Genomic DNA, 13495 nt, shown 5'->3' with positions numbered 1-13495 from the left:
TAAGGGGGAGGCTGCCGCTTGTCGAAGCCGTTATCGTTAGAGTCTATTTCGTTGAACCGATTGCTCACCAGGCCGCGAGTAACAGCCTGAGCCTCATGCCCCAGCTGCTGGTGGCGCCAGAGGTCTTAAAGCGAATTAGCCCCTGCTTGTCGACGATATAGATGGCGGGAAATACGCTGGCCCCCCAGGCCTGGTGCAGCGCCTCTTCATCGCCGATGACGTCAAATTGATAGTGGTGTTCCGTCATGAATTGATTGATCTCGTCATCCGTGCCTGAGGCGACGGCGATGCTTATCACCTTGTGATCCCCGGCCACGCTATTGACCATGGGCGAGGTGACCCGGCATATCGGGCACCAGGTGCCCCAGAAATAGATCAGGGTAACTTCACCCTGCTTAAGCGCAATGGGCTGGCCTTGAGTGGTGATCGCGCTGAGGGGAGGAGCCTCGCCTGAGATCATGTTCCGCTGCTGATAGCTGAGCAGGGCAAAGGCAAGTAGCGCCATTAAGGCGGCGTCTCTGAGATAGCGATAGCGCTTGCGCCTAGGCTTAACGAACGGCTTTAACTTGCTTGCCAGGCTTTTGAAGGTCGATGACACAGAATTGAACCCTTAGGTTTAGCTCTTCACCCGCTAGAGAAATTCAGGCGGCGTCTGACGGGTCCAGATGCGGCTATAGGCCATCAGCTGGGGATAGAAGGTACGAAAGGCAATCTCTATCTCGGTATCCATTCGCTTGACCGTGTCGATGGCACCATCGAAAATTTCCGGCTTAGAGACACGGCGGCTCACCGCCTTTATGGTCTGATTCAGCCCTTCACGGCTCTCATAGGCTATAAGCCAGTTCTCCTGCTCCATGCGAATGATGATCTCGTCTAGTTTGACCGGTAGCTCCTCGGCGCTGCTCAGCGCTTGATAGGCTTGCTGGGCAAAGGCGGGCAACGACAGGTGATGATACTCCTCCCAGTACTTAGCCAACATGTGGTCGAAGGCCAGATCGATCAGAATCGGCGCGGCGCGCTGTAGCGTCTTAGGGAAGGCGGCCTTGAGTTCCTTGGTGAGTTCATGACTGTCGGTAAGCGAGTCAATCTGCCTGTGTAGCCAGATCCCCTGTTGCAGGGACTTGGGGTGATCGGCGATGTTGCCTTTAGCAAAATCACCGGCGAGATTGGCGGCGAGATCTGTCTTACTGTTATCTGCCAGGTGCAGATGGGCCAAAAAGTTCATTAGATTAAAGTTTAATTGCTTTGTTAAATCACGGTTTTCACGTTATCATGCCCTAAGGTGCGATGAAACCTTTATCTGACGCGACGTTATCTTTAACGAACAGTTTGCTTAGGTATCGGGATCAACAGGATGTGCACCTTGCACCCTTCGTATTAATTATCGGTTTAAAGGATCAAGGATGATGTGGAACTGGTTGATGAAACGTCTAGGCAAAAAATCTTCCTCTCGACGGCGGCGGGTCGAGGTCGATATCCCTTTCGAACAACATAGTTACCGAAAATCCAGTTTCGATCTACAAGCCAATATACCAGTGGCGGAGAAGGAGAAGAAGGCCAGCTAAGCCCTGTGTCTTGATCTTATCATCATCAGCCAATAGACTAGCGGCCGATTTATGCTAAGCAGAGACAGACTATGCGCGTTGCCGACTTTTCTTTCGATCTTCCCGATGAGTTGATCGCCCGTTACCCCATGCCTAATCGTACGGCGTCCCGTTTATTGACCCTAGATGGTAATAGCGGCGCGGTAGCGGACAAGCAATTTACCGATATCCTGGAGATGGTTAACCCTGGCGATCTTATGGTGTTCAACAACACCCGAGTGATCCCGGCGCGCGTTTTTGGTCAGAAGCAGACTGGCGGTAAGTTGGAGATCTTGGTCGAGCGCATGTTGGATGACAAGCGTATTCTAGCCCATGTACGCAGTTCCAAGTCACCTAAGCCCGGCACCATCATCTGCTTGGATGGCGGCTATGAGATGACCATGCTCGCCCGTCACGATGCCCTGTTTGAGCTGGAGCTCAACAGCGAGTCAAGCGTACTCGAGGTGCTCGAAGAGGTCGGACACATGCCGCTGCCGCCTTATATCGACCGTCCCGATGAGGATGCCGATAAGGAGCGCTACCAAACCGTTTACAACCAGAGTCCTGGCGCCGTGGCGGCGCCTACCGCGGGTCTGCATTTCGACGATGGCCTGCTTGCCGCGCTGAAAGCGAAAGGGGTTAATGTTGCCTTCGTGACTCTGCACGTTGGCGCGGGTACCTTCCAGCCGGTCAGGGTCGATAGTATCTTAGATCACAAGATGCACTCAGAGTGGGCAGAGGTGCCTCAGGATGTGGTCGATAGCATTAAGGCTACCAAGGCGGCCGGTAATCGCGTCATCGCCGTGGGTACCACCTCGGTGCGCTCGCTAGAGAGTGCGGCCAAGGCCAGCGAAGGAGAGCTGCAGGCCTACAGCAGCGATACCGACATCTTCATCTATCCGGGTTACGAGTTTCAGGTTGTCGATGCCATGGTGACTAATTTTCACCTGCCGGAGTCGACCCTTATCATGTTGATCAGTGCCTTTGCCGGCTTCGATGAGGTAAAAAACGCCTATCAACATGCGATTGCACAAAAATACCGCTTTTTCAGCTACGGTGATGCCATGTTTGTGACTAAAAAAGCGAACTAAGCGATGATTTTGCTTTAAAATACCCACCCACACTTGAGGTGGGTATTTTTTTAGAGATTTTTGATGATGAGGGTTGATACTGAGTTGTTTGCCCTTATCTCTATTGTTCAGCTGTGTCTGTTTTAATGACACGAAGAGAGTCAGACTGTTTCTCTGGCGAGGTTAAAAATGAAATTTGAATTAGATACAACCGATGGTCGCGCGCGTCGCGGTCGCTTAGTGTTCGAACGCGGTACGGTAGAGACACCGGCATTCATGCCAGTGGGCACTTACGGTACGGTGAAGGGAATGACACCGGAAGAAGTACGTGCCACGGGCGCCGATATTCTGCTGGGGAACACCTTTCACCTTTGGCTACGTCCTGGCGAAGAGATCATGCGCAAGCATGGCGATCTGCATGACTTCATGAATTGGCAGCGTCCTATCTTAACCGATTCAGGCGGATTCCAGGTATTTAGCCTCGGCGATATTCGAAAGATCACCGAAGAGGGCGTGCATTTCCGTTCGCCGATCAACGGCGAAAAGATCTTCATGGACGCGGAAAAGTCGATGCAGATCCAATACTCGCTCGGCTCAGATGTGGTGATGATCTTCGATGAGTGTACGCCATACCCGGCGACACACGACGAGGCACGTAAGTCGATGCAGATGTCGCTGCGTTGGGCACAGCGTTCACGCGATGAGTTCAACCGTCTGGAAAATCCTAACTCGCTGTTTGGGATTATTCAGGGCAGTGTGTATGAAGACCTGCGCGATGAGAGCCTTAAAGGCTTGTTAGAGATAGGATTCGACGGTTATGCCGTCGGCGGTTTGGCGGTAGGGGAACCTAAGGAAGATATGCACCGTATTCTTGAGCATGTCTGTCCGCAGATCCCGGCCGACAAGCCACGTTACTTGATGGGGGTGGGTAAACCGGAAGATCTCGTTGAGGGGGTACGCAGAGGCGTCGACATGTTCGATTGTGTCATGCCGACTCGTAATGCGCGCAACGGTCACCTGTTTACCAGTGAAGGGGTTATCAAGATCCGCAACGCGCGTCATCGTGATGATACTTCACCACTCGATGCTATGTGTGACTGCTACACCTGTAAGAATTACTCGCGGGCGTACCTGTATCACTTAGATCGTTGTAATGAAATCTTAGGGGCACGTTTAAACACCATTCATAACTTGCGTTACTACCAAATGTTGATGGAAGGTTTGCGTGGTGCTATCGAGACAGGTACATTAGACGCCTTTGTTGAGGAGTTCTATACCAGTCAAGGTCGCGAAGTTCCTAAGTTATCCGATTAATTTTACTGCTAATAAGAAGAGAGAAATATGTTGATTTCAAATGCATACGCAGCCGATGCGCCGGTAAATGGCGCGGGTGGCACCATGGAACTGGTTTTCATGCTGGTCATTTTCGGTTTGATCTTTTACTTCATGATCTTCCGTCCGCAATCTAAGCGTGTAAAAGAACATAAGAACCTGATGAGCTCGTTGAGCAAGGGTGACGAAGTGCTCACCAGTGGTGGGATCTTGGGTAAGATCGCCAAGATCAGCGACGATAATGATTATGTGTTGCTGACGATTAACGAAACCTCAGAAATCACAATCAAGAAGGATTATATAGCGGCTGTTTTGCCTAAAGGGTCTATTAAGTCACTTTAAGTTGAAAGTTAAGTCACTTTAAGCCAAGAGGGCGATGGTGTGTTAAATAAATACCCAATGTGGAAGAACCTGATGGTGGCGTTGATCATCGCCGTCGGTGCCTTCTACGCAATACCAAATCTATTTGGTGAAGATCACGCGGTGCAGGTCGTGGCCACACGTGGCGCGGAAGTTAATGTTTCGACCCAGAGTCAGGTCACTGACATTCTGTCGGCGAAAGGCATCGCGGTAAAGCGTTCAGAGTTGGAGAACGGTCAGCTATTGGTACGTGTTACCGATGCGGACCAACAACTGCTGGCGAAAGAGGCAATTGCCGAGGTACTCGGCGACAAATATATTGTGGCGCTAAACCTGGCACCGGCTACACCTGAGTGGCTGGAGTCTATGGGTGGTAGCCCTATGAAGCTGGGTCTGGACCTTCGCGGTGGTGTGCACTTCCTGATGGAAGTGGACATGAGCGAGGCGATCCGCAAGATGACCGAGGCGAAAATTGCCGATTTCAGAACCGATCTTCGTGGTGAGAAAATTCGTTATGCGGGTATTCGCAGTACCCCTAAAGGGATTGAGATCAAGTTTCGTGATGCCGAGAATTTAGCCAAGGCAGAACGATTCCTCAAGAGCCGTACTAACGAGATGGTGTTCGTCGATGCATCGTCTGGCAGCGACTTAATGCTGCTGGCGAACATGAGCGAGATCTACCTCAAGCAAGTTAAAGAGGAAGCGCTACAGCAGAACATCACCACCTTGCGTAATCGTGTGAACGAGTTGGGTGTTGCCGAGCCAGTGGTTCAGCGCCAGGGCGCGGAGCGCATCATCGTCGAACTACCGGGTGTTCAAGACACGGCCCGCGCCAAGGATATCCTGGGGGCTACCGCGTCTATCGAATTCCACATGGTAGACGAGAAGGCGGATGCGGCGGCGATTGCAGCAGGCCGTGTATCACCTGGTTCGCAGATCTATGACCGTCGTGAGGGCGGTAAAGTGGCCCTGCACAAAGAGGTGATGCTCACAGGTGACCATATTCAGGGTGCACAGCCAAGTTTCGATGAGTACAGCCGTCCTCAGGTGTCTATTAACCTGGACTCTAAGGGTGGTTCTATCTTCTCGAACGTGACTAAGGACAACATCGGCAAGCCGATGGCGACCCTGTTTATCGAGTATAAGGATAACGGTGCCAAGAACCCTGACGGCAGCGTGAAGATGGATAAGATCGAAGAGGTGATCTCGGTGGCGACCATTCAGGCGCGCCTGGGCCGCAACTTCGTTATTACCGGTCTTGACCACTCTGAAGCGCAAAACCTTGCTCTCTTGCTACGTGCCGGCGCCTTGATCGCACCAGTGTCTATTGTCGAAGAGCGCACTATCGGTCCAAGCCTGGGCGCCGAGAATATCGAAAACGGTATGCAGGCGATGATCTGGGGTATGGCGGTCGTGTTGATCTTCATGCTGGTTTACTATCGCGGCTTTGGCCTTATCGCTAACCTAGCACTGACGGCCAACCTAGTGATGGTGGTGGGTGTCATGTCTATGATCCCTGGCGCCGTGCTGACCCTGCCGGGCATTGCGGGTATGGTGTTAACAGTCGGTATGGCTGTAGATGGTAACGTACTGATTTACGAGCGTATTCGTGAAGAGCTTCGTGCGGGACGCAGCGTACAGCAGGCGATCCATGAAGGTTATGGCAACGCGTTTTCAACCATTGCCGATGCCAACATCACAACCTTTATGACGGCATTGATCCTATTTGCCGTGGGTACCGGCGCCGTGAAAGGTTTCGCCGTGACCCTGATGATAGGTATCGCGACCTCTATGTTTACCGCCATCGTGGGTACTCGCTCGATAGTTAACGCTATCTGGGGTGGTAAGCGCGTGAAGAAACTGTCTATTTAAGGGGAAGTTGACCATGTTCCAGATTTTATCAATTAAAGGCACGATCAACTTCCTGCGCCATGCGGTAGCCATCAGTGGTTTGTCACTGATCTTGGTGCTGGCCTCATTAGGCTCGCTGGCGGTGAAAGGAATTAACTGGGGATTGGACTTCACCGGCGGTACCGTCGTCGAGATGGAGTTTGAGAACCCTGTCGATCTTAACAAGCTGCGTGCAGCGTTGACCTCAGACGAGACAGATGGCGCCGTGGTACAGAACTTTGGTTCGAGCCGCGACGTACTGATCCGTCTGCCGGTTAAAGAAGGTGTGAAGAGCGACCTGCAGGTTGAGCATGTGATGGAAGCGGCGGCTAAGGTCGACCCTAGCGTGACTCAGAAACGTGTCGAGTTTGTCGGTCCTCAGGTGGGTAAGGAGTTGGCTGAACAGGGTGGCCTGGCCGTCTTGGTGGCGCTGATCTGTATTCTTATCTACGTCTCTTTCCGTTTTGAATGGCGTCTGGCTCTAGGTTCGGTGGCGGCGTTGGCGCACGACGTGATCATCACGCTCGGTGTATTCTCTATGTTCCAGTTGGAGTTCGACTTGACGGTATTGGCCGGGGTGCTGACGGTAGTAGGTTACTCGCTCAACGATACAATCGTTGTGTTTGACCGTATCCGTGAGAACTTCCTCAAGATGCGTAAGGGCACCCCAGTTGACGTGGTGAATAACTCTATCACTCAGACCATGAGCCGTACCATTATCACTACGGGCACGACCCTGGTGGTGGTTGTAGCCCTGTTCCTCAAGGGCGGCACCATGATCCACGGCTTTGCGACAGCCTTGCTGATGGGGATCTTCGTGGGTACCTTCTCCTCTATCTATGTGGCGAGTTTCCTCGCAGTTAAGCTGGGGATCAACCGTGAGCACATGATGCCGGTAGAGATCGAAAAAGAGGGTGCGGATCAAGAAGCACTGATGCCATAGGCTCACGCAGTTAATCAAGTGTTACAAAAAAGCCACGGTTTCGTGGCTTTTTTATTGCCAAATTGGCCGGATCCCGACTCGACAATTGGTCAGCTTTAAGGCTAGGATGTTGAGCGAATATACCAATCACAGTAAATATGTGATCTGAAATAGCGCAGGAAAAACGCTTGAGAACAAAGCAGGATTTTTAGATAAGTAGTTATTCTACAATTAAAAATACTAATACAGTTATCGAGCGTTTTAACAAGCTAGAATGATTAATTATTTATTACGATTGGTATTAATCAAAACACCTGATAATTTGCCAAAAAGAGCAAGCGTTGTAGGGGATAAAGATGGAAGAGCGCAGTAAGTTGGTGGCCGGTGGTAACTTGTTACAGGCCCATGCTTGGAAAGGGATGTTGGAGGCCTGCGGTATTGGGGTCGAACTGCGAGGCGAGGCCTTGCTAGGTGGTATCGGTGAGTTACCGGTAGACTTACAGGATGTCGAGCTGTGGGTGGCCGAGTCACAATATGAGGCGGCCAGGGCACAGCTTGAGACCTTAAACAGCGAGAGCCCCAAGTGGCAATGCGTCAAGTGCCACGAGATGAACGAGGGTAATTTTGAACTCTGTTGGCATTGCAGCGCCGAGCGTAGCGAGCAGCTCAGCTAGTAGTGCTTGCCGCTCGCTGAGGCTTACTTTACTCTTGTCTTATCCTTAGTCGAGACAAGTTATTTAATCGATGCAATATTTCCCTATTTTCGCCCAGGCCGACGGGCTGAAGATCCTGATGATAGGCGCAGGCGAAGTTGCCAGCCGTAAACTCGAGTTACTCACCCGTACCCAGGCTCAAATTCGGGTGATCGCCCCTAATGTCTGTGACGTCGTGATGGCAATGGCTAATAAGGGGCAGATCGCCCTGGAGCAGCGTTTCGCCGAACTCGATGACCTCGAAGGGATAGATCTTCTCTATATGGCGACCGGCGACGAGCCTCTCAATCGCCAGTTTGCCTTGCAGGCCAAGGCGCTGGGACTCTGGGTCAATGTAGTCGATGCGCCTAAACTCTGTAACTTCATCACTCCCGCCATCGTCGACCGTGGGCGATTACAGGTCGCCATCAGCACTAGCGGTGCGGCGCCCGTGTTTGCACGTGAGCTCAGGGCGCGTCTTGAGACCTGGTTGCCGGCATCCTTGACTGACCTGTTCGATTTCATCGCCAATAAACGCACCGAGGTACAGCATCGTCTGCCGATGTTTGAGCAGCGTAAGCTGTTCTGGGAACAGTTTTTTCGCCTCAACGGCGACAGATGCGATGAGCGCACCGTGGATTATTTCGAGCAGGCGTTCGATACCCTGTCAGGTAGCGGCGAACTCTTGTTACTCGAGGCCCACACCCCCATAGATCTCTTGCCCTTGGCCGCCGTGCCACTGATGCAGCGTCTCGACAGGCTCTGTAGCGACTTGACGCCGCCAGAACGTCTGTCTGAGTTGGTGCGCCGCGACGCCGGGCGTCAGCCTATGTTACCGCTCAGCGAGTTATCAGCCAGGTTAGACAAGGGCGAACGGGTGATGGTCTATGGCGAAACCGAGACCATAGCTCAGCTGGTGGCCCATTTCCCCATGGCGAAACACCTGCGCCCGGGGGCGCTGTAACGCATCTCTTGCTCAAAGGGCGCCTAATTAGGGTAAACTAGGCGCTTTATTCTTAACGACTGAGCATTATGGCGCCCAAAGCAACCGTTTATAAAGTGCAGCTGCAGATTGCCGACATGGATCGTGGCTACTATCAAGATCATTCCTTCACGCTTTCTCAACACCCTTCAGAAACCGATGCCCGCATGATGGTCCGGCTGCTAGCCTTTGCCTTAAATGCCAGCGATACCTTGGCTTTTAGCAAGGGCCTGTGCGTCGAGGGCGAGCCCGAGCTGTGGCAGAAATCCTTAAGTGATGAGATAGAGCTTTGGATCGAGTTTGGTCAGAGCGATGAGAAGTGGCTCAGGAAGGCTAGTAGCCGCGCCGATAGGGTCTTGCTCTATACCTATGGTGGCCGCGCGGTGCCGATCTGGTGGCAGCAAAATGAGCAGGCCTTAAGCCGTTATCAGAATCTTGCGGTGTGGAATCTTCCCGAAGAGCAGGTGAAGGCGATGGGCGAGATGGTGAGCCGTAATATGAGTCTGCAGGTCAACATCAGCGAGGGCGAGGTGTGGTTGTCCAACGATAGCGCCAGCGTGCATATTATTCCGGAGCAGTTAAAGGGCTAGGGCGTTAGCGGGGAAGCATCCGGCGGACCCGAGTTAGGTGGTATCCTAGGACATAAAAAAACCAGTCTCGCGACTGGTTTTTTACTTTGGGGGTTGTTACAGGAGCGGTTTAGGCTTCTTCGGGTAACTCTTCTTCGCCGCGACCCTTAGTCTTCACTATGATGAGTGCGGTAATAACTAAGGTCGATACCACACCGGCAATGGTCGAGACTGTCATCGGCAGGCCCGCGCCTAAGGTGGCCGAGTTCAGCAGGAAGCTGATAACCACAGTGGTCATGAACATGGCGGGGACGGTGCAGATCCAGTGCAGCTTGTTATGACGCAGCAGGTAAGCTGAAGCTGTCCACAGCATCATCACTGCCGTGGTCTGGTTGGCCACGCCGAAGTAACGCCAGATAACGCCGAAGTCTACTTGCGTCAGAATCGCACCAATCACAAACAGTGGGATGGCCAGCATAAGACGCTTAGGCAGTGCAGTCTGTGGCATCTTGAAGAACTCAGAGAGAATCAGACGTGCTGAGCGAAAAGCGGTATCGCCAGAGGTGATAGGCAGAACAATCACGCCCAGGATAGCCATGAACCCACCCACAGCGCCCAGTAGGCCGGTAGAGGCTTCGTAAACGACGTTTGCAGGGTTACCCGCCATGCCAGCGTTCAGACCTTCTACACCGCCGAAGAACGACAGGGCGATAGCACACCAGATAAGTGCGATGATACCTTCACCTATCATGGCGCCGTAGAACACGAAGCGGCCGTTAGATTCATTCTCAACGCAGCGTGCCATCAGTGGTGACTGAGTGGCGTGGAAGCCAGATACGGCACCACAGGCGATGGTGATGAACAGAGCCGGCCAGAGTGGCATGTCGTTCGGGTTCAGGTTAGACAGGAAGTCACCGGCGCTAAAACCTGGCAGCAGGCTGTGTTCGCTAGAGGCGATCAGGGCGATTGTCAGACCCACAGACATGAACAGCAGCAGGGCGCCGAAGAAGGGGTAGAGGCGGCCTATGATCTTGTCGACCGGCACAATAGTGGCGATCAGGTAGTAAGCAAAGATGATGCCCAGGAACAGACTGACATCCCAACCGGTCAACTTACCGAGCAGGCCAGCCGGCGCCGAAATGAACACCACGCCCACGAGTAGCAGGAGTATGATGGCAAACACGTTCATGAAGTGCTTAGCGCTCTTGCCCAGGTACTTACCGGCAAGATTTGGCACAGACTGACCATTGTTGCGCACCGACAGCATGCCCGAGAAGTAGTCGTGTACCGCACCGGCAAAGATACAACCTATCACGATCCACAGCATGGCGGCTGGACCATAGAGGGCACCGAGGATAGGGCCGAAGATGGGGCCGACACCTGCGATGTTCAGCAGCTGAATAAGGTAGACCTTACCTTTTGACATAGGCACATAATCGACGCCATCTGTCTTGGTAAAGGCGGGGGTTTGGCGAGCGGTATTGATACCGAACACCTTCTCAACAAACTTACCGTAGATGAAGTATCCGCCGAGTAGCAGGCCGACACAGATTAGAAACCACATCATAATTAGCACTCCCATTTAAAGTTAACAAGAGTGTAACTTGTCGGTAATTTAAGGAAACCGACATTTAGGTGAGTGGTCGAATAAGCGGAATAAGCGGTAAAATCGAGCCGGTAACTGTATTAGTGAAAGCCGAAGAGCTGTTTCAGAGGCTTGAGGAAACGACGAGATACGGGGATTGTCTTACCCGAGTGAGTCAGTACCTCGGCGCCATTCTCCAGTATCACAATCTCGCTGATCGCCTGAGGTGATACCAGATACTGTTTATGACAGCGCACCAGCTCTGTCTTCTCTTCTAACACCTTAAGAGTTAGGTGCGTGTGTACCTGTTCCTGCGCCGTGGTGACATGTATGCCGCTGAGATCGCTAAAGGCAAACTCCACTTCATCGACGTTGATCACCTTGAGACGATTACCGCAGTAGCAGGGGACATGTTCGAGCTTCGTTGGCAATACTGCATCGAGTGGTTGTTGGTGCAGATCCCGGCGCACCCTAGTTATCGTGGTGGCCAGGCGTGCCTCGTCCACGGGCTTGAGCAGATAGTCGAAGGCATGGTTGTCGAAGGCCTTGATGGCGTATTCATCGAAGGCGGTGACAAATACCACCCTAGGCATGCTGTCGGGATCCAACATGGCTACCATCTCGAGTCCGCTTATCTTGGGCATCTGAATATCGACGAAGATCAGCTGAGGTTTGAGCTTACCTATGGCCTGCATCCCTTCTATGGCGTTGCTGCATTGGCCAATCACCTCAAGATCTGGATAGGTCTTGAGCTGGTCGGTGAGGGCTTCGCGGGCAAAGGGTTCATCGTCGATAATTAAGCAAGTGATCACGCTGTAGGTTCCGTTTGTGCCGCATCGTTCAACGGCAGGGTAATAATAACTTGAGTAAAACGGTCCTTCTCGCAGTTGATCTTAACGCCATAGTGGGGGCCAAACAGGCTCTGGATCCGCTTATGGACGATGGACATACCTAATCCTGAGGTATCTGTATTGAGCTCTTGTCGATACAGACCTGCATTGTCTTTTACTTCCAATATTAATAAATCTTGCTCGGCTCTGCCACTGACCCAGATCTCGCCGGGCTCCAGCAGGTGTGAGGTGCCGTGTTTTACCGCATTTTCTATGATGGGCTGCAGGGTAAAGGCCGGCAGGCGGTACTGGTGCAACATGGGAGGAATATCGATATGCACGCTGAGCTTATCGATAAACCTTGCCTTCTCTATGGTGAGGTAGGCGTCGATATGTTCCAGCTCGTCGCCCAGGGTCACCAGTCCCGTGGTGCGCTTGAGGTTGATGCGCAGAAACTGCGACAGATGTTGCAACAGCTGCCTCGCCATCAGGGGATCTTTACCTGTGATGGCCGCAATAGTGTTGAGGGCGTTAAACAGGAAATGGGGATTTACCTGGGCCTGCAGCAGCTTGAGCTCCGCCTGGGTCAGCAGGCTCTGTTGTAGTTCATAGCGACCATAGAGGATCTGGTTACTCATCAGCCTGGCGATCCCCTCGCCTAAGGTGCGATTGATGTTGAGAAACAGCTTGTTCTTGGGCTCATAGAGCTTAATGGTGCCTATCACCTCGGACTCACATCGTAGTGGGATCACCAAACTGGAGCCGAGACGACACTGAGGTGAGATGGAGCAGGCGTAAGGGGTCTCCACCCCGTCGGCGAACATGACACAGTTCTGCTCTATGGCATCTTGGGTGATCTTCGAGGAAATGGGCGTGCCGGGGATATGGTGGTCGTCACCGATACCGATAAAGGCCAGCAACTTCTCTCTGTCGGTGATCGCTACCGCGCCGACATTGGTCTCCTCCAGTATGATCTGCGCCACCTTAGTGCTGCCCTCCTGATCGAACCCCTTAGAGAGGATCCCCACGCTGCGCTCGGCGATTTTAAGTGCCTTGGTGGAGAAGGCGGAGGAGAGCTTGTCGAACATGGTCTTCTGGTCCCGCACCATGCTCATGAAGAGGGCGGCGCCGATGGAGTTGACCGTCAGCATGGGCAGGGCGATCTGTTTGACCAGGTCCATGGCTTCGCCATAGGGCTTGGCGATGGCCAGAATCAGCGCCATTTGCAGCATCTCGGCCGAGAAGGTGACCAGGGCGACCAACAGTGGTGCATAGACCATCTCACTGCGGTTTTGTTTACGCAGATAGAAGCCGACTATGCCCGCCGACAGCCCTTCTAGGGTGGTGGAGATGGCACAGGCCAGATCGGTAAAGCCGCCCATGCTGTATCTGTGCAGGCCACCTGTTAAGCCGACCAGGAAGCCGGTAATTGGTCCGCCTAACAGGCCACCGAGCACCGCGCCCATGGCGCGAGTATTGGCGATGGCGTCGTTGGTCTGCTCCCCGAAATAGGTGGCCATGATGCAGAAACCAGAGAAGATAAGGTAGATGTAGACCTTATGGGGCAGACGGGTGGCGGTTTCGGCAAACAACTTAAACAGTGGCGTCTTACTCAGCAGGTACACTATGACCAGATAGAGGCACATCTGTTGGGTGAGCAGGAGGATCAAAGGCATAAGG

The 13495-nt window shown here is 52.8% G+C and carries 14 protein-coding genes; 9 read left to right on the top strand and 5 right to left on the bottom strand.

The genetic code is table 11. From position 1 onward, the window contains the following. Window positions 1-64: 64 nt before the first annotated feature. Window positions 65-598, bottom strand: coding sequence for a protein disulfide oxidoreductase (locus GNT65_RS17105; RefSeq protein WP_338091787.1), 534 nt, complete (start codon window positions 596-598; stop codon window positions 65-67). A 33-nt stretch (window positions 599-631) separates the two neighbouring features. Continuing rightward, window positions 632-1225: an acyl carrier protein phosphodiesterase gene (locus tag GNT65_RS17100; protein ID WP_160798418.1), complete on the bottom strand. Its 594-nt coding sequence runs from the start codon at window positions 1223-1225 to the stop codon at window positions 632-634. Window positions 1226-1403: 178 nt separating this feature from the next. Here GNT65_RS17100 and GNT65_RS20565 point away from each other — a divergent pair, with 178 nt between their 5' ends. The 9 genes from GNT65_RS20565 to GNT65_RS17060 all read left to right on the top strand — a co-directional run bounded on the left by GNT65_RS20565 (window position 1404) and on the right by GNT65_RS17060 (window position 9421). Then, on the top strand, window positions 1404-1565 hold the full coding sequence (locus GNT65_RS20565; protein ID WP_181006351.1) for a hypothetical protein: 162 nt from the start codon (window positions 1404-1406) through the stop codon (window positions 1563-1565). 71 nt (window positions 1566-1636) lie between these two features. Beyond that, complete coding sequence (queA, locus tag GNT65_RS17095) at window positions 1637-2674, top strand: tRNA preQ1(34) S-adenosylmethionine ribosyltransferase-isomerase QueA (RefSeq protein ID WP_160798417.1); 1038 nt, start codon at window positions 1637-1639, stop codon at window positions 2672-2674. A gap of 168 nt (window positions 2675-2842) precedes the next feature. Next, window positions 2843-3967: a tRNA guanosine(34) transglycosylase Tgt gene (tgt, locus tag GNT65_RS17090; protein ID WP_160798416.1), complete on the top strand. Its 1125-nt coding sequence runs from the start codon at window positions 2843-2845 to the stop codon at window positions 3965-3967. Between the two features lie 27 nt (window positions 3968-3994). Further along, window positions 3995-4327 carry a preprotein translocase subunit YajC gene (yajC, locus tag GNT65_RS17085; protein ID WP_160798415.1) on the top strand — a complete coding sequence of 111 codons (333 nt, stop codon included), beginning with the start codon at window positions 3995-3997 and terminating at the stop codon, window positions 4325-4327. Between the two features lie 39 nt (window positions 4328-4366). Continuing rightward, window positions 4367-6217: a protein translocase subunit SecD gene (secD, locus tag GNT65_RS17080; RefSeq protein WP_160798414.1), complete on the top strand. Its 1851-nt coding sequence runs from the start codon at window positions 4367-4369 to the stop codon at window positions 6215-6217. Window positions 6218-6230: 13 nt separating this feature from the next. Beyond that, window positions 6231-7178, top strand: coding sequence for a protein translocase subunit SecF (gene secF, locus GNT65_RS17075; RefSeq protein ID WP_160798413.1), 948 nt, complete (start codon window positions 6231-6233; stop codon window positions 7176-7178). A gap of 335 nt (window positions 7179-7513) precedes the next feature. Next, window positions 7514-7831 carry a putative signal transducing protein gene (locus GNT65_RS17070; RefSeq protein ID WP_011866130.1) on the top strand — a complete coding sequence of 106 codons (318 nt, stop codon included), beginning with the start codon at window positions 7514-7516 and terminating at the stop codon, window positions 7829-7831. Between the two features lie 70 nt (window positions 7832-7901). Beyond that, a complete protein-coding gene (locus GNT65_RS17065) occupies window positions 7902-8813 on the top strand; it encodes a precorrin-2 dehydrogenase/sirohydrochlorin ferrochelatase family protein (protein ID WP_160798412.1) in 912 nt (303 codons plus the stop codon). Between the two features lie 68 nt (window positions 8814-8881). Continuing rightward, complete coding sequence (locus GNT65_RS17060) at window positions 8882-9421, top strand: YaeQ family protein (RefSeq protein ID WP_160798411.1); 540 nt, start codon at window positions 8882-8884, stop codon at window positions 9419-9421. Between the two features lie 109 nt (window positions 9422-9530). Here GNT65_RS17060 and GNT65_RS17055 read toward each other — a convergent pair whose 3' ends face one another. The 3 genes from GNT65_RS17055 to GNT65_RS17045 form a co-directional block, all read right to left on the bottom strand. Next, window positions 9531-10967: a carbon starvation CstA family protein gene (locus GNT65_RS17055; protein WP_160798410.1), complete on the bottom strand. Its 1437-nt coding sequence runs from the start codon at window positions 10965-10967 to the stop codon at window positions 9531-9533. 119 nt (window positions 10968-11086) lie between these two features. Next, the gene (gene btsR, locus GNT65_RS17050; protein WP_160798409.1) at window positions 11087-11797 is read right to left on the bottom strand and encodes a two-component system response regulator BtsR; all 711 of its coding nucleotides are present in this window, start codon (window positions 11795-11797) and stop codon (window positions 11087-11089) included. After that, on the bottom strand, window positions 11794-13491 hold the full coding sequence (locus tag GNT65_RS17045; protein ID WP_160798408.1) for a sensor histidine kinase: 1698 nt from the start codon (window positions 13489-13491) through the stop codon (window positions 11794-11796). Before GNT65_RS17045 ends, btsR begins: the two co-directional genes overlap by 4 nt. Between the last annotated feature and the right edge of the window lie 4 nt (window positions 13492-13495).

The organism is Shewanella insulae (assembly GCF_009831655.1).
GTDB lineage: Bacteria > Pseudomonadota > Gammaproteobacteria > Enterobacterales > Shewanellaceae > Shewanella > Shewanella insulae.
This window is presented reverse-complemented; position numbering and strand designations above follow the sequence as displayed.